Consider the following 15,959-nt stretch of genomic DNA (forward strand, 5'->3'; position numbering starts at 1 on the left):
CGCCCCGCGGGGCTCGCCGTAGTTTCCAGCGAAAGAACAACGACAGTCTTGTCTTGACCTGGCCTTTAGGAAGATCCTGCTCGACCTCGGCGTACCCGACGACCGCATCTACCTCGACCGGGCATACTCCGGCACCACCCGCGAGCGGCCCGGCCTCGACCAGGCCCTCGCCGCCGTCCGCCCCGGCGACACCCTCGTCGTACCGAAACTCGACCGGCTCGCCAGATCCGTGCCCGACGCCCGGCAGATCGGCGACACCCTCGCCACCCGCAACATCCGGCTGCGGCTCGCCACGATGGTCTACGACCCCGCCGACCCGATGGGAAAGATGTTCTTCAACATCCTCGCCACGTTCGCCGAGTTCGAGGTCGACTGCTGCGCATGCGCACCCGCGAAGGCATGGCGATCGCCAAGGCCAAGGGCAAACTCAAGGGCCGGGCACCGAAACCGTCCGCGCCCCGGCAGGCGCACCTACGCAAGCTGCATTCCGCTGGCGAGCACACCATCGCCGAACTCGCCGAGCTGTTTGAGGTTTCCCGGCCCACCGTCTACCGGGTCCTCGAACGTTCCCAAACGCCACGACCGCGTGACGGCCATCGTCGCCACCAGGATGGCGCGAGCAGCCGGCGCAGCGATCGTGCTTGTCGCCATCACCGTCGGGCTCGAACTGCATGTCCTGACCGGGCTGGATACCGCCGTCGCCGACGTCTTCCCACGTCACCGTGACCCGATGTTTCCCTGGCCCACGCACGCCGGGTTCGCGCCGCCTCCATGATCTACCTCGGCTACCACTGGACCACCGATGCGATAGCCGGCTTCGCCCTCGGCTGCCTTCTCCGCATCGGCGTCACACCCCCGCTCACCACCGCACTCGGCTCGCTCTGCGACCCCGACGATTCCGCTCCGCCCTCGACAAGGCCCCGGCTGTCAGCCGTGGCAAACCCCGCTGACAGCGAGATGGCGAACGAGCGCTGACAATGACGTGGCGACTTCCACACCCGCGGAGTTGGGAGGGGACCGCCGCGGGCGACGGCGCGGGGCGCGACGGCGACGGCCGCCGCGAGCCGCCAGGCCTCCCGGCACACCCCGGCCGGTGCCCGTGACCTCACCGGCAAGCTCCGCGCCGCGGCGGGCCGCCGGCCGTTCCCTGGCCGCCGGCGAACCCCACGAGGTCGAGGCGTCCGGATCAGGGAATTAGTGTGAGGCTGATGCTGATTGCCCGCGGGGTCGTGGTGCTGTGGAGGATCGTTAGCTGGGCGTTGGTGCCGGCCATGGGCTTGGTGAGGATTCCTTCCGTCACGGTGGTGGTCCAGCCGGCGGCTTGGGCGGCCGTGATGCCGGCTGCCACCGCGGCCGTGACTGCCGCGTCGTCCGGAAGTGTGTAGATCCTAAGGATCTGGGCCTGGCGGCGTTTTCCTTCGAAGGTGCCGCCGGCGCGGTAGCCGACCTCGAAGGTGCGGGTGGGGGTTCCCGCGCCGGCGGGTGCCCAGGCTGCCATGGGGTCTTGCTTCAGAGCCGGTAGGTACGTGTCGTCGGTGGGGTCGGTGCAGCCGGTCAGGCTGAGGAGGGCGGCGGCGCAGGCGGCCAGGATGCGGAGGCGGGTCAAGGGGATCCTTTCGGGCGCGGGGCGCTGGCCCGGAGCGCCACCACTATGCGGGTGGCGCTCCGGGGCCGGTTCAACCGAGGCGGACAGAGGTGAGAACGTACGGTCCGCTGCGCTGGCCCTGCTTGGCGGAGACCTTGAGCAGGTAGTTGCCGGGCTTCAGTGTCACCCGGATCTTCTCGCTGCGTAGGCCGATTTCCTCGCTGGAACCGAGGATGTCGCCGCTGGTGTCGGTGATGGCCAGGTCGTAGTCGGCGCTGAGGCCGCCGAGCACGGTCTGGACGGCGCCGGTCTTGGTCACTTTGATGCCGAAGTAGTCGACGTCGGCGGCCGAGTGCAGGGTGTCGCGGTTGTGGAAGTTGAGGTCGGCGAACTCCTTTACGGCGGCGGGGGTGCTGTTGCCGTCCTCGTCCTGGGTGAGCTGGCTGTTGTCGACGGTCTCGGGGTCGCCGGGCACCTCATAGCCGGAGGTGGTGTCGCAGGCGTCGCCGGTACCGTCGCCGTCCTGGTCGCCCTGGTCGGGGTTGAAGACGTCGGGGCAGTTGTCGTTCCCGTCGGCGATGGTGTCGCCGTCGCGGGTGATGTACAGCTTGGTCGTGGCCAGGCTGCTGTGACCGGCGCCGTCGGTGACCTTCAGGGTGACGAGGCCCTCCACCGCGGCGGAGTACGTGTGGGTCGTTTGCGGGGTCGTCGTCGTGGCGTCGTAGGTGCCGTCGCCGTCGAAGTCCCAGGCGTAGCTGAGCGCGGAGCCGTCGGTGGCGTAGGAGCCCTGGGCGCTCAGGGACAGCGACTGGCCGATCTTGCCCACCACCTGGTGTTCGAGCACCGCGGTCGGCCGGGTGAGAGCGGTGGACAGGACGCTGCTGATGGCATCGGGGACGCTGATGCCGTCGGCGGTGCGGTACTGGGCGCCGCCCGTGCCGGCGGACAGCGGGGCCAGGTTCGCGGCCGCGTTGTAGCCGGAGACGTCGACGCTGTAAATCTGCACCGGGTCGATGGCCAGAGCATGGTTGATGACATCGGCGCTGGTGAGCCCTGACACCGGCTCCGGGTCGTGGGCCGGTGCGTCGGTCATGAGGATGGCGACCTTCTGCACGTTGGTACGCCAGGGGAGTTTGAGACCTTCCTCCAGGCCGGACAGTGCGCTCTCCGGCCAGTCGCCCCCGCCGCTCGCGTAGAGGGTGTTCAGACCAGTCTGCAATTGGGCGAGGTCCGAGGTGAAGGGCACGACCAGCCGGGACGGGTAGTCACCAGATGAGCCGGTGTACGCGGGCTGGTCACGGTAGTCGACCAGCGCGAAGCGGTAGCTGTTCGACCGGGTCGCGAGCTGGTTGGCGATCTGTGACGCGTACGCCTTGACGGAGTTGATCGTCGATGACATGGAGCCTGTGGTGTCGATGACGAACACCAGGTCGATGTCGTTGCGCAGGCCGGTCGGGGCGCCGGCGCCGAACGTGCCGTAGGTGGCCAGGTGTGCGGCGAGCGCGGCGTGGCCGGCGGGGTTCATGTGGTAGAACTCGTCTTTGATTCGCAGGTAGTCGCCGCGGGGAGTCTCGAAGATCCAGCGGTTCGGGTTCGTGTCGTTGAAGCGGCCGTCCGGCTCATGCCCGGAGAACAGTTCCGGCGTGCCCGACACCATGGTGATCGCGTTGCGGCCGAGCTTGGCGTTGACCGCGTCGACAACGGCCTTCTGCCTGTCGCGGGCGAGCAGGCCGAGCTCGCGGACCTGGTGGCCCACGTCGATCTTGTCACTGCCGAAGATCTTCGACAGCTCGAAGTTGTCGTTGAGCTCCAGCAGCGGATAAGAGACGTAGGCGATCTTCGCGTCGGCGCGCAGCCGGTGCGCGGGGTCGGAGTTCGTCGTCATGGTGGTCAGGACCCTGTCGACCGAGGCCATCGCCGTGTCGAGGTTGTTCCTGGCGAAGTCGATCTTCTCCCGGCAGCCGGAAACGCTACGCAGCGCCACGGTGAAGCACTTCATCACAATGTCGCTGAAACCGATGTCGTTACCACCGAAGGTGAACAGCACCAAGTCGGTCTGCGGGGTCACGGAGTTGACCTGACGCGCGACGTATCGCGCGCACTCGCCGGAGGCGCTGGTAGTGCCGGGGGACGAACCGACGCCGATGCTATCCACCCGCACCCGCCAGAACTCGTCGTCGCTGAGCGTCCGGCGTTCGGAACATCCGGTCTTCGCATTCACAGCGGCGGCGACCCCCGGGTCGTCCTTGCTGCTGTAGCTCCCGCTGACGTCTACCGAGTAGCCGGTTCCCTCCATCCGCCGGTCATCGAAGAACTGTCGGGTTACGCCGCCGGAGCAGGCCCGGTTGAGCAGCGTGGCGGGGGTCCCCGCAGCGTTGAGCCGATTGACGTACTGGCTGGACCAGTTCGTATAGCTGCGGTAGCAGCCTTCGGCACCGAAATACGTCCGGTTGTCGCCGGAGTCCCGCGAGCCGTTGCCCGCAGAGTACGAGTCGCCCAAGAGCAAGACGTTGAGCGGCCGGCTCGTTGAGCCGGCCGCCTCCGCCTGTGCCTGCGTCGCAGGGACGAACACGCCAGCCGACGCCACGCCGACCAGGGTCACTAGCGCCGCCGCGAGCGACGCCCGCGACCGGCGCGGGGTTGCGTCCATGGAGGTGGTGTACGACGGGCCTGGTAGCGGGCGTGTCGTGAGATAGGAGACGGTCACCGCGGAGATCCTTTGAGACGGCTAAGTCAAGATCAAAGGAGACCAACGCGATGACCGCACCTGAGAGTGTGAACCCTGCCGGGCTGTTGCGCGAGCAGCTGGAGGCGACGAGCCCGGATCTGCTCCGGGCCATGATCAAAACGTTCGCGGACGCGCTCATGTCCGCCGAGGCGGACGCGGCCTGCGGCGCCGACTACGGACAGCGCAGCCAAGCGCGGGTGAACTCCCGCAATGGGTACCGGCCGCGGGAGTGGGACACCCGGGCCGGCACCGTGGAGTTGGCGATCCCGAAGCTGCGCTCGGGCTCGTACTTTCCCGACTGGTTGCTGACGCATCGCCGCCGGGCAGAGCAGGCGCTGGTCTCGGTGGTCGCCACCAGCTACCTGCTCGGCGTCTCGACCCGACGGGTGGAGAAGCTGGTCGAACAGCTGGGTGTGCGGCAGCTGTCGAAGTCGCAGGTCAGCGAGATGGCCACGCATCTGGACGCGCAGGTCGAGGCGTTCCGTAACCGGCCTCTCGACAGCGGGCACTACACCTTCGTCTGGGTGGACGCCCTGGTCATCAAGGTCCGCGAAGCCGGGCGGACGGTGAACGTGCACGCCCTGGTCGCGGTCGGCGTGAACGCCGACGGCGGCCGGGAAGTGCTGGGCCTGGACGTGTGCTCCGACGAGGACGGCGCCGGCTGGCTGGCCTTCCTCAGATCCCTGACGGCGCGGGGCCTGTCCGGGGTGCGGCTGGTCATCTCCGACGCCCACCGCGGCCTGGTGTCCGCGGTCGGTGCCGCGCTGCCCGGCGCGGCCTGGCAGCGGTGCCGCACGCACTACCTGCGCAACCTGCTGTCGAAGGTCCCCAAGAGCGCTCAGCCGTGGGTCGCCACCCTCGTTCGCACGGTCTTCGACCAGCCCGACGCCGACGCCGTCCGTCAGCAGTTCACCCGGGTGGTCGAGGCGATCGAGGTGAAGTTCCCCGCCGCGGCCGAGCACCTCGACGACGCACGCGCGGACCTGCTGGCGTTCACCAGCTTCCCGCGCGAGATCTGGCGCCAGATCTGGAGCAACAACCCGCAAGAGCGGCTGAACAAGGAAATCCGCCGCCGCACCGACGTCGTCGGGATCTTCCCGAACCGGGCCGCGATCATCCGCCTCGTCGGCGCCGTCTTGGCCGAGCAAACCGATGAATGGACCGAATCACGCCGCTACATGGGACTGGAACTCTTGGCCAAGGCACGCCTCACGCCGCTGGAAACCGAAGCGTCGGCAACGCCCGAAACCCACACCACAGCCATCGCCGCATAGGATCGACCTGGATCTCCACGGTGATCGTCTTCTACACCACGCCCGTGGACGTGACCCGGCGCGGAGCAGGACGAACGTTCTTGCCGTGCATGCATACCGCCGTTCTTCGCAATTCAGCTCTGACGGCGTACTCGTTCGGTGCAGCGGCGCAACGCAGGCTCAAGTGAGGATGTTTCACCGGCTCAAGAAGACGCTGACGCAGCCGGGCCCCACGCGCGCGGTTCAGCGATGCGTAGTGGGCCGAGCGGCCACAGGCGCAAGCACTGGTACCTCTCACTGGCGGCCATCGAGATGCGCGCCGACCCGCCTCCGCCGCCGGCGCTGTTACCTCGTCCCCGACGGTGCCGGCAGGTCGCCCCGGGACCCTGCGGACGGGCGGCTCCGGTCTGCCCTGGCCAGCCGCCATCGGCGCCCGATGCCGTGACGAGGTACACGCCCGCTCAGACACCACTCGAACGGGCAATACCGCAACGCACCGACGCCAGCCGCGGACATGCACGCCGCGGGCTACATGGTGGTGCTGCGGCATCCGCACGGCGATGACGAGCGCCGGCCGCTGCGGGGTTGGACGCGCCGGGGGCGGCGGTGGCTGCCGACCTACTGGCTGGAGGGGGAGCTGTTCGCGCTGGACGTCCAGGCGCCGGGCTTCGCTGAGGACCCGATCGAGCCCGGCAGGATCCTGTCCGACCAGGTCGTGCGTGACACCCTCGACTTCACCCGGCCGGTCGCGCTGATGCTCGTCCGCCATCGTGCGTCGGCTGGTCGACGCGCTGGCCCCGGCAGCTACGTGGTGCTGTCGCACGCCACCTTCGACCCGCTCGACGAGGACACCGTGGCCCGGCTCAACGCGGTGAACACCGACAGCGGCCCGCCGTTCTGCCCACGCCGCTTCGACGAGGTCGCCCGGTTCTCCGGTCTCCACCTGCTGGAGCCGGGGATTGTGTCGGTGGCCGACTGGCGCGCGGACGACGAGCCACAGCCACGGCCGGCACCGGCCGAAGTCGCCTGGTACGGCGCCGTCGGCCGCAAGCCGGCCAGCTGACCGGCGCTTCCCCGGGGGGTCCCCGCGCCCGCCGACGTTGACACCCATCACTGTCGCGCTGGCGGCGCTGGGCGGGGCGCGGACCGGGGCCGCCGCGCAGGGTGGGGCGCGTTGTTTTTTCGCTGGAAACTACAACCGCCGCGTATTCGATCTGATGCGAATACAAGACAGTCTGCGTGCAACCTGCGGCCGGGGTTGGCCCTGCTGGTCGTGCGAGTAGCGGTTTCGACGACTGTAGACCTCCTGGAGGTGGCTCCTTGCAGCGAGGGATGCGAATCCCGCCATCCTGACCTGCATGTTTGACAAGCCGGTCGCATCAGATGCGAAGATCTCGCATCTGATGCGAGTGGCGGGAGGTCACTGTCGGTGGACGTGGAACGCGCCGCTCCGGGCTCGGTGGCCCTGCAACTGGCCGACGGTGTCCGGCTGCTGCGTCCGGACGAGCAAGTCTTCACCGCGATGCTCGACGGTTGGCGTAACCAGCAACTCGCGCGGAACCTGTCCTTCGGCACCGTGGAAAGCCGACAGCGGTCGGTGCGAGCGTTCGCCGAGCACGCGCAGGCACTGCCGTGGCGGTGGACGCCGCAGCTGGTCGACGAGTGGTGCACCGATCTACGGCCGTGCGCCGGGTACGCCGCTCGACGCTGCGCGGCTACCAGGAGGCGATCCGGCTGTTCTGCGCGTACCTGACCGACCCGTCCTACGGCTGGGTCGGCGAGTGCGAGAAGCGCTTCGGCACGCACCCGGTGCAGGTGGTCCACGAGTGGAACGCCGCCGTCCACGTCGCCGCGGCCGAGGGCGACCCGGCCAAGCGCGCGTTCACACTCGACGAGATGCAGGCCCTGCTGGACTACGCCGACGAGCAGGTCACCCGGATCCGCGCGGCCGGGCGCAAGGGCTGGCTCCCGGCGTTCCGCGACGCCACCCTGTTCAAGGTCGCCTACGGGTACGGACTGCGGCGCAACGAGACCCGGATGCTCGACGTAGCCGACTTCGGCCGCAACCCGCACGCCAGCGAGTTCGGCGAGTACGGCGTGCTCTACGTGCGCCACGGCAAGGCGATGAAGGGCTCACCGCCGAAACGGCGCAGCGTGCTGACCGTCTGGGCATGGGTGCCAGAAATCCTCGCCGAGTGGATTGAGGAGATCCGGCCGCTGCTGGCCATCGATGGCAACCCTGCGCTGTGGCCCTCGGAACGGGCACCGCGGGTCGGGCTGGCCCAGCTCAACGCGCGGCTGTCGGCCTACCGCGACGCCCTCGGCCTGGACGCCGGGCTGGACTTCCACTCCCTGCGCCGCTCGTATGTCACCCACCTGATCGAGGCCGGCTGGGATCCGTTGTTCGTGCAGCAGCAGGTCGGCCACGAACACGCTTCCACCACGGCGATCTACACCTGCGTGTCGTCGGACTTCCGCACCCGCACGCTGCGGCAGGCTCTCGACGCGACCATGAACGCGGCACTACGACCGGCACGAAGGGCCCGATGAGCATGAAACGCCAGGTCAGCTACCGGTGGCGGCTGCGGGAGATGATGGCCGCCCGCGGCGTGTTCACCGCCACCGAACTAGTCCCGCTACTGCACGAACGCGGCATCGACCTATCCGCCTCCCAGGTCCACCGCCTCGTCACCGGCACACCCGAGCGGCTGTCGCTGCCCGTCCTCGCGGCGCTATGCGACATCCTGGAGGTCACCCCCGCCGACCTGGTCGTCACGACGGCGGCCAACGTCGCGCCGCGCAAGGCCGTAGCCGGCGACGCCCCGGCACCGGTGGACCTGGCCACGGTCCGCCCCAAGCGCGCCCGCGTGCGACCGGACTGATGGGCCGGACCTACACCGCTGAGCAGTACGAACGCTGGTTCGTCCGCGACTGCGTCCGCTGCGGCCGACGCAGTTCCACCGTTCGGTGGCCTGACGGCCAGGTCTGCCGCACCTGCCAAGATCGGGCGTTGCGGACCCAGGGCCGCTGCCCCGGCTGCAGTCACGACCGGCTCCTGGCCGGACGGCGGGCCGAGGACCGGGCTCCGATCTGCACCAGCTGCGCCGGATTCTCCATCTCGTATACCTGCGCCGAGTGCGGGCAGGAGGGCAAGCTGCACGCCGGCCGCCGGTGCACCCGCTGCACGTTCACCCGGCGCGTCGCCGAGCTCCTCGACGACGGCACCGGCCGCATCCGCCCTGAACTGGCGCCCCTGGCCGAGCTGCTGACCAGCATGGACAACCCGCTCACGGGCCTTGCCTGGGTCTCCTCCCGGCACGGTCGCCCCGCCCCGGCGGCGGATCTGCTGCGAGGTCTGGGCCGAGCTGACATCGAACTGAGCCACGACGCGTTCCACCGCCTGCAACCATGGCGAGCTGCCGCCCACCTGCGGGAACTGCTCATGCAGTGCGGTGTCCTGCCCCCGTTCGACAAGCAGATCCTGCTGTTCGAGAGATGGTTGCTCGAGCACATGGACACCATCACCGACACCGAACAGCGCCAGCTGCTGCGCCAGTACGCCACCTGGTACCTGCTGCCCTGGCTGCGCCGCCGCGCCGAACGCGGGCCCGTGAGCCGCAGCACCCGCGGCGAACTCGGACAGCAAGTCCTGCGGGCCGGCGACTTCCTCACCGGGATCCAGGAGCAGGGACTCACCCTCGCCCGGCTCCGGCAGGACGACCTGGACCGCTGGATCGTCACCCATCCGCCGCGTCAACGGCAGCTCCTCAAACCGTTCCTGACCTGGGCCGCCCACGCCGGGCACATGCCACGGCTGCACGTCGCCGCGCACCGGCCCGGCCAGCGATCACCGATCACGCAGCACCGGCGCATCGGACTACTCCGCAAGCTGATCACCGACGACACCGGCGAGCTCCGCGCCCGCGTCGCCGCAATCCTGCTGCTTCTCTACGCCCAACCGCTCGGCCGCATCCTGCGCCTGACCATCGACGACATCGACACCACCGGCTCCGACGTCCTGCTCCGGCTCGGCGACCCGCCGACGCCGGTTCCCGCACCCGTCGCCGAGCTGCTGCTGGCGCTACGTGACCAGCGCACCAACATGCGCACCGCCACGAACCGCAACGCCCGCTGGCTGTTTCCCGGCCGCCGCGCCGGCCAACCGTTGACCACCCGCACGATCGCCCCGCTCATCCGTGACCTCGGCGTCCCCACCATTCCTGGCCGCACTGCACCAACTTGTCCTCCAAGCCCCGGCACCGGTCATCGCCCAGGCCCTCGGCTTCCACCACACCACCACCCAACGCCACCACGCCGCCGCCGGCGGAACCTGGAACCGATACGCACCAACGACAGCTGATCAAGCCAGCGGCTGATGAGCGTGGTCGAAGCAGACGGACAGCGATCAATTACCGTGCCACCATGCAGCGACTGGCGTTGTTCGACCTGGATAACACACTCATCGATCGCCAGGCAGCGTTCCGCGCATGGGCTGAAGAGTTCGTGACCGAACGCGGGCTTGACGATAAAGCCCTGACCTGGCTGATCGCCACCGACGCACACATGCCAGGCCCCAGAGGCCCCTTCTTCACCGCAGTCCGCAACGAATTCACTCTCACGCAAACCGCTGAGAATCTCTGGCAGCAGTACCGCCAGCGCATGCCCGAACTGGTCTCCTGCAGAGCCGAGGACCTCGACGCGCTCCGACAACTGCGCTCGGCAGGCTGGCGCATCGGGATCGTGACCAACGGCATGACCGACAACCAGCAGGGAAAGATCCGCCGCACGGGGTTGGACGTGCTCGTTGACGCCTGGTGCATCTCCGACGAGGTAGGAATCCGCAAGCCTGACCCGACGATCTTCCAGATCATCGCTCAACGCTGCGGAGCCCCCACGCAGCACGGTGGATGGATGGTCGGCGACGACCTGACACTCGACATCGCCGGCGGCCACGGCGCCGGCCTACACACGATCTGGTTGCAATCGACCCAGACACCTCAGGAGTTCGTGGGCCCCCGGCCCGACTTCACCACAGCCACCGTGACCGACGCCGTCCAGATCCTCCTCACGCATAATGCACCTCCCGCCTGACGCTGCAGGCACACCTCGATGATCACTGCGCGTGACGACCAAGACTGAACTCGGCCGAATACGGGACAGCCCAATTACCGCATCCTGCCAGTCGGCCGGGCCCCGCGCGGCGCGATGCCCGGCGGGCGCCAAGGACGTGGGCAGGGTCGCGGTCGAGGTTGTGCCGGTCCCGGTCGTAGCGGCGGGTGGTGCGGGGGGCCATGGCGTCCTGCACGTCCTCGAGGGGGCCGGCTTCGCGGGCGGCGGTGGCGAAGGCGTGCCGCAGCGAGTGCGGGGAGAGCCGGCGGGCGGAGCCGAGGCCTGCGGCCGCGGACGGGGACAGCTGGATCGGATCGACGGGTGCGTCGACGCGCTCGCCGGAGCGCTGCGCGTGGCGGGCTAACAGCCCGGCCCTAGGTTGTCTGCTGAGTGAGCGGCCGCGCTGCTCGATGTTGCGTGAGCAGGCGGGGACATCGACAGAGCGGGCATGTTTACAATTCGTAAACACCGAGATAGGCTGGGTTCGTGAGTGAATACCGGTTCGACGACGAGAGCTATGACGCGATCGCGGGGGCCGGCACGGACGTGGTCGCGGTGATAGCGGCGCTGCACGGCAGTCGGCCGCGGATTCGCCGACACATCGGCACTGGGGGCTGCACCTCTACGCGTCGACACCGGGTGGCCGATGGTTGGCCATGGCGTTTCTGGAGGTCTCGGACGATGTGTGGCTGCTGACGAAGGCCCGGTTGCTCACTGACCAGGAGACGGTGGACATCCGGCGGGCGCTCGGAGGAGGGGCTTAGCGATGAGCATGAATCAGGAACGCCAGCAACTGAATGAGGCACTGGACGTCCCCGTCGCGGAGTTGCTGGCGTCCGGCGACTTCACGGTGGAGCAGGAGCCGCAGCCGGCAACGGTGGTGTTCTCGGCCCGGATGCCCGGCACCTGGACCGACGAGATCGCGGCGGAGACGGCGCGGCGAGGGCTGAAGAATCCCGGCCAGCTCATCAGGGCGCTGGTGCGGGAGGGGCTCGATCGTGTGGCCGCCGGGGAGGCGCACGATCCGCAGACCGTCGAGGCTTTGCAGCACCTGGACGCCGTACGCCGCGTCCTGATCAAGGGCAGCAGCCGGACGGCGGCCTGACGGCAGAATCGTGCCGGCGTCTGGCTTCCTTTGGTCTCGGGGTGTGCCGATGGGGCGCCACCTCCCGTGGAGTTCGGTGCGCAGGGGATGGCGACCGAGGCTTCAGTGCGATGACGGATCGCCAGGACGAACGAGAAGCGACACTCACCGCCGCTGTTGTGGGGCTCGCACTCCGCCGACGAGGCGCCGGGGGCACCACCGGCCCGGTATTGCGGATACAGCCGGTGCGGCCGCCAGCTGTCCTACGACGGCCGGGGGCGGCCGCCGGAATACTGCCCCGAGCGGCGCTGGCAGCCGGGCAACAAGACCTGCAAACAGATGGCGGCCGCCGAACGCGACGGCGTACGCGCGGCCGGCCTGGACGCGCCCCTGGACGAGTTCGCCGCGCACGCCGAGCGGCTCACCGCGGTCGCGGCGCCGCTGGCCGAACAGCTGCGGCTGCTGCTCGACGGTGTCGGCAAGGTCCGCGACGGTGCCCTGGTCCGCGTCGGCGACGCCGAGCGGGAGATGGCCGAAGCCTTCGCACGCGCCGAGCGCGCCGACGACCGCGCCGCCCGAGCCCGACAGGCTCAGGCCACCGCTGAGGATGTCGCGGCCGTGGCCCGCGCGGAAGCCGAAGAGGCCCGCCGACAACTCGTGGCGGTCCGCCAGGACGCCAAGACCCGGGTGGCGGACGCGCTGGACCGGCTGACCATCGTCGAGCGCGAACACGGCCAGGCCCTGGCTCGCGCGCAGGCCGCCGAGGCCACCCGCCAGGAGGAGACCCACCGGCGCGAGGCCGCCGAGCGACGCGCCGCCGACCTCGATGCCCAGCTGCAGCAGGCCCGCGACACGATCGAGGACCTGCGCGCCTCGCGCGACGCACTGCACGCCCGCATGGACACCGCCCAGCAGCACGCCCAGCGGGCCGAGAGCCACCTCCAGCAGACCGTCCTGCGCGCCGAGCAGGCCGAAGCGCTCGCCACCGCCCGGGCCGCCGAACTCGACCAGGTACGGGACCGGCTGACCAGCGAACACGCCCAGGCCGAGGACCGCGCCGAGCACGCCACCCACGCCCTCGCCAAGGTCCAAGCCGACCGGGAGGAGCTGCGCCGCCAGCTCGCCGAGGCCACCGCAGCCGCCCGGGCCGCCACCGAACGCGCCGAACGCGCCGAAACCCGCCACGACCAGCTCGTGGCCACCCTGTCCGACCTGGCGCACCGTGGCGCCCCCACCGAAGGTGAACCCGCGTGACGCCCAGCCCGAACCGGCCGCTGTGGACCGCCCTGGTGGTGCTCACCGCCGCGCTGATCGCCGAAACCGCCGGGCTCATCGCCTACGCCGGCGGCGCCGGCATCTCCACCGCCATCCTCACCGGCGGCGGCGCCTTCGCCGGGGCCGTCGCCATGCTGTTGGCGCTGGCACACTTCGCCGGCGTGACGGGAGGCCACTGAGCGAGCCCGAGCGGCCGTCCCCCTCCCTGTCACGCTGATGTGAGACAGCCCGTCTACCAGGGAATACTCTTCCTGGACGGCCCTGAGGAGAACACACCAGCATGACTTCGAAGCCCCATGAGAGCCCGGATCTGGACGCCCGGCCCCAGCGGCGGACATTCACCGCGGAGTTCAAGGCGCGGATCCTGGACGAGTACGAGTCGGCGCCGGATGCGGCGGCTCGCGGGGCGATCCTGCGCCGGGAACGACTGTATGGGTCACACATTCTCGACTGGCGCAAGGCCCGAGACGCCGGAGCCGCGGCCGGCCTGACCGACCGCCGTCAAGCGGCCGCGCGGGCAGCGAAGAAGGCCGAAAACGCTGAACTTGCCCGCCTGCAGCGGGAGAACGCCCGCTTGCAGGCCAAGCTGGCCAAGACCGAGACCGCGCTGGCGATCATGGGAAAAGCGCACGCGCTCTTGGAACTGCTCTCCGAGAGCGCGGATGCCGCGCCGATGTCGAACCCGTCCTCACCGAGGCGCTCCAGGCGCTGACCCCGGCGTGGGGCATCGCCGGGGCGTGCCGACTGACCGGCGTATCCCGCGCGACGCTCTACCGGCACCGCAACCCGCCCGCGCCGCCGAAGCCGCGGACTCCGCGTGAGCCGCCGCCCTCGGCGCTGTCGCAGGCCGAACGTGAGCAGGTCCTGCAGTTGCTGAACCGGCCCGAGTACGCCGACCTGGCGCCGGCGCAGGTATGGGCCCGCGAGCTCGACGAGGGCCGCTGGTGGTGCTCGGAGTCCACGATGTACCGGATTCTGCGGGCCGCCGGTCAAAACGGTGAACGCCGCAGCCAGGCCACGCATCCGGCCCGGACCAAGCCCGAACTCGTGGCCGACGCGGCGAACCAGGTCTGGTCCTGGGACATCACGAAGCTGCGCGGGCCGGTCAAGGGCGTCTGGTTCCACCTCTACACGGTGATCGACATCTGGTCGAGGTACGTCGTCGGGCACCTGGTCGCCGCGCACGAGGACGGGCAGCTCGCCGAAGCGCTGATCGCCGACGCCGCCGCCCGTGAACGCGTCGATCCCGATCAGTTGACCGTGCATGCCGACCGCGGCGCGGCGATGACCAGCAAGACCGTCACCCAGCTGCTGACCGATCTGAAGATCGGCCGTAGTCACAGCCGGCCGAAAACCTCGAACGACAATCCCTACATCGAGGCGAGCTTCAAGACGTTGAAGTACGACCCGAGCTTCCCGGACCGGTTCGGGTCGATCCAGCACGCCCGGCAGCACTGCGAGGCGTTCTACACGTACTACAACCACGAGCACCGGCACTCCGGGATCGGCCTGCATACTCCGGCCTCGGTCCATCACGGCACCGCCGGACAGATCCGTGAACAGCGGCAACGGACCCTCGACGCCGCCTGGGCCGCGCACCCCGAACGGTTCGGGCGCCGCCGTCCGCAGCCACCCCGCCTCGCTCACCGGGCATGGATCAACAAACCCGACAACAGCGACCTCGGACAAGTCGCCGTCGCGGCTGTGACCACCCTTCCAACAGCACAAAGCTAAAGAAGATCAAGAAACTGTCTCAGTTGACTTGACAGGTTCCGTCCCTTCTCCGGGCTGCTGAGACCGCCTGGGCGCGGGGCAGCTGGGCCCGGGCGCCGGCGCCCGGAGGTGTGTATACAGAGGTTGAACCTGCTGAGATTTGGTGGGCCGCAGATCGCGCCTTCGTGCGATGCTGCCCGCCGTGACAATGGGCGAGCCGGTCGTGATGCAGGTGTACTGCCGTGTTGAGGTCGTGGTCGATGACCAGGCTGCGGTCGCCGAGCTGGCTGTGCAGCGGCTCGGGGATGCGGAAATCGACTGGTCGCGTGAGCAGGACACGGTCGAGGACGCCGTGGCTGAGCTACGCACGGACCTGGTGCAGGCGCTGGCCAGCGTGGTCGATCCAGAACGGATGCTGGATGGTGTACCGGGCGTGCAGGTACGACGAGGACGGTGGTGGGCCGAACGCGGGGAACCCTCGGCCCGTTTCCAGCCGGGCTTCACGCCGCCGGGTAGCTGACGAGGTGGGATGGGCCGGCTCGGGCTACGGCGCCTACCAAGCTCCCTACCAGCGGCTACTGACCGGCATCGACGCGGTCCTGGCCGGCATCCAGCAATGCGTGCAACACGTGACCCGCCGCTGCCGCGGCGTCGCCAAGCTCGGCCCCGGCACCCTGCAATCACACTGGACCGGGCAGGTCACCACCGCGCTGACCGACGCCCACACCGCCGTCCAAGAGGCGAAAGCCAACCACAAGACCGTCCTCGACCCCGACCTGCTCGCCGACCTACGCAACCGCTACGACACAGCCGTCGACAGCGGCATCATCCACAACCGGCACCGCGACTGGCACGACGGCAACCACCCCGGCTACACCCTCGCCACCTGGCTGAAAACCCACGCCGACCAGGTCTGGCACTTCACCCGACATCTCAACGTCGACTGGACCTCCAACGCCGCCGAACGCGGCGTCAAACCCGCCAAACGACACCAAGCCGTCTCCGGCTACTGGCAAACCCACGACACCCTCACCCGCTGGTGCCTGATCAATTCCTACCTCACCACCACCCGCAACCACGGCCTCACCGTCCTCGACGCCATCACCCGCGCCCTCACCGGCCGACCCTGGCTACCCGCAGCAGCGTAACCAGATCCCTTCACGCCACCAACCCGTGAATGGACACGGCCTCAGACCGCTCGATCCTTCGTGT

Annotated in this window: 15 protein-coding genes and 3 pseudogenes; 15 read left to right on the forward strand and 3 right to left on the reverse strand. The window is 69.3% G+C overall.

Annotation, left to right across the window (positions count from 1 at the left end; translation table 11 throughout):
• Positions 1-106: 106 nt before the first annotated feature.
• A pseudogene (locus tag EV385_RS35290) lies at positions 107-313 on the forward strand (recombinase family protein); the annotation flags it as partial.
• Positions 314-399: 86 nt separating this feature from the next.
• Positions 400-726: a helix-turn-helix domain-containing protein gene (locus EV385_RS35295; RefSeq protein WP_242625354.1), complete on the forward strand. Its 327-nt coding sequence runs from the start codon at positions 400-402 to the stop codon at positions 724-726.
• 460 nt (positions 727-1,186) lie between these two features.
• On the opposite strand, the gene EV385_RS25615 is transcribed toward EV385_RS35295, so the two are convergent.
• Positions 1,187-1,606, reverse strand: a complete 420-nt coding sequence (locus EV385_RS25615) for a hypothetical protein (RefSeq protein ID WP_130511755.1) — start codon at positions 1,604-1,606, stop codon at positions 1,187-1,189.
• Positions 1,607-1,676: 70 nt separating this feature from the next.
• Positions 1,677-4,235 carry a PKD domain-containing protein gene (locus EV385_RS25620; protein ID WP_130511756.1) on the reverse strand — a complete coding sequence of 853 codons (2,559 nt, stop codon included), beginning with the start codon at positions 4,233-4,235 and terminating at the stop codon, positions 1,677-1,679.
• Between the two features lie 107 nt (positions 4,236-4,342).
• On the opposite strand from EV385_RS25620, the gene EV385_RS25625 reads away from it, so the two are divergent.
• The 6 genes and pseudogenes from EV385_RS25625 to EV385_RS25655 all read left to right on the forward strand — a co-directional run bounded on the left by EV385_RS25625 (position 4,343) and on the right by EV385_RS25655 (position 10,657).
• Entirely contained in the window at positions 4,343-5,587 is a 1,245-nt protein-coding gene (locus EV385_RS25625; protein WP_130511757.1) for an IS256 family transposase, read from the forward strand.
• Between the two features lie 493 nt (positions 5,588-6,080).
• Entirely contained in the window at positions 6,081-6,629 is a 549-nt protein-coding gene (locus EV385_RS25630; protein ID WP_130511758.1) for an SAM-dependent methyltransferase, read from the forward strand.
• Positions 6,630-7,088: 459 nt separating this feature from the next.
• A pseudogene (locus EV385_RS25635) lies at positions 7,089-8,116 on the forward strand (tyrosine-type recombinase/integrase).
• On the forward strand, positions 8,113-8,448 hold the full coding sequence (locus EV385_RS25640) for a helix-turn-helix domain-containing protein (RefSeq protein ID WP_130511759.1): 336 nt from the start codon (positions 8,113-8,115) through the stop codon (positions 8,446-8,448). The pseudogene EV385_RS25635 and the gene EV385_RS25640 overlap by 4 nt, the downstream one beginning before the upstream one ends.
• A 128-nt stretch (positions 8,449-8,576) precedes the next feature.
• Positions 8,577-9,926 (forward strand): hypothetical protein, encoded by a 1,350-nt coding sequence (locus EV385_RS34420; protein WP_207229934.1) that lies wholly within the window; start codon positions 8,577-8,579, stop codon positions 9,924-9,926.
• 62 nt (positions 9,927-9,988) lie between these two features.
• Positions 9,989-10,657: an HAD family hydrolase gene (locus EV385_RS25655; protein ID WP_130511761.1), complete on the forward strand. Its 669-nt coding sequence runs from the start codon at positions 9,989-9,991 to the stop codon at positions 10,655-10,657.
• 106 nt (positions 10,658-10,763) lie between these two features.
• Here the strand turns inward: EV385_RS25655 and EV385_RS25660 are convergent.
• Positions 10,764-10,961: pseudogene (locus tag EV385_RS25660) on the reverse strand (tyrosine-type recombinase/integrase); the annotation flags it as partial.
• Between the two features lie 480 nt (positions 10,962-11,441).
• On the opposite strand from EV385_RS25660, the gene EV385_RS25665 reads away from it, so the two are divergent.
• The 7 genes from EV385_RS25665 to EV385_RS25695 all read left to right on the forward strand — a co-directional run bounded on the left by EV385_RS25665 (position 11,442) and on the right by EV385_RS25695 (position 15,895).
• The gene (locus EV385_RS25665; RefSeq protein ID WP_130511762.1) at positions 11,442-11,780 is read left to right on the forward strand and encodes a hypothetical protein; all 339 of its coding nucleotides are present in this window, start codon (positions 11,442-11,444) and stop codon (positions 11,778-11,780) included.
• Between the two features lie 156 nt (positions 11,781-11,936).
• Positions 11,937-13,013 carry a hypothetical protein gene (locus EV385_RS25670; protein WP_130511763.1) on the forward strand — a complete coding sequence of 359 codons (1,077 nt, stop codon included), beginning with the start codon at positions 11,937-11,939 and terminating at the stop codon, positions 13,011-13,013.
• Positions 13,010-13,213 carry a hypothetical protein gene (locus tag EV385_RS25675; RefSeq protein ID WP_130511764.1) on the forward strand — a complete coding sequence of 68 codons (204 nt, stop codon included), beginning with the start codon at positions 13,010-13,012 and terminating at the stop codon, positions 13,211-13,213. The genes EV385_RS25670 and EV385_RS25675 overlap by 4 nt, the downstream gene beginning before the upstream one ends.
• Before the next feature lie 101 nt (positions 13,214-13,314).
• Entirely contained in the window at positions 13,315-13,746 is a 432-nt protein-coding gene (locus EV385_RS25680) for a transposase (RefSeq protein WP_130507934.1), read from the forward strand.
• Positions 13,747-13,760: 14 nt separating this feature from the next.
• Complete coding sequence (locus EV385_RS25685; protein WP_242625219.1) at positions 13,761-14,768, forward strand: IS3 family transposase; 1,008 nt, start codon at positions 13,761-13,763, stop codon at positions 14,766-14,768.
• Positions 14,769-14,937: 169 nt separating this feature from the next.
• Positions 14,938-15,267: a hypothetical protein gene (locus EV385_RS25690; RefSeq protein ID WP_242625076.1), complete on the forward strand. Its 330-nt coding sequence runs from the start codon at positions 14,938-14,940 to the stop codon at positions 15,265-15,267.
• Positions 15,268-15,271: 4 nt separating this feature from the next.
• Positions 15,272-15,895 carry an IS66 family transposase gene (locus EV385_RS25695; protein ID WP_165449585.1) on the forward strand — a complete coding sequence of 208 codons (624 nt, stop codon included), beginning with the start codon at positions 15,272-15,274 and terminating at the stop codon, positions 15,893-15,895.
• Positions 15,896-15,959 lie beyond the last annotated feature (64 nt).

This window comes from Krasilnikovia cinnamomea, from assembly GCF_004217545.1.
GTDB lineage: Bacteria > Actinomycetota > Actinomycetes > Mycobacteriales > Micromonosporaceae > Actinoplanes > Actinoplanes cinnamomeus.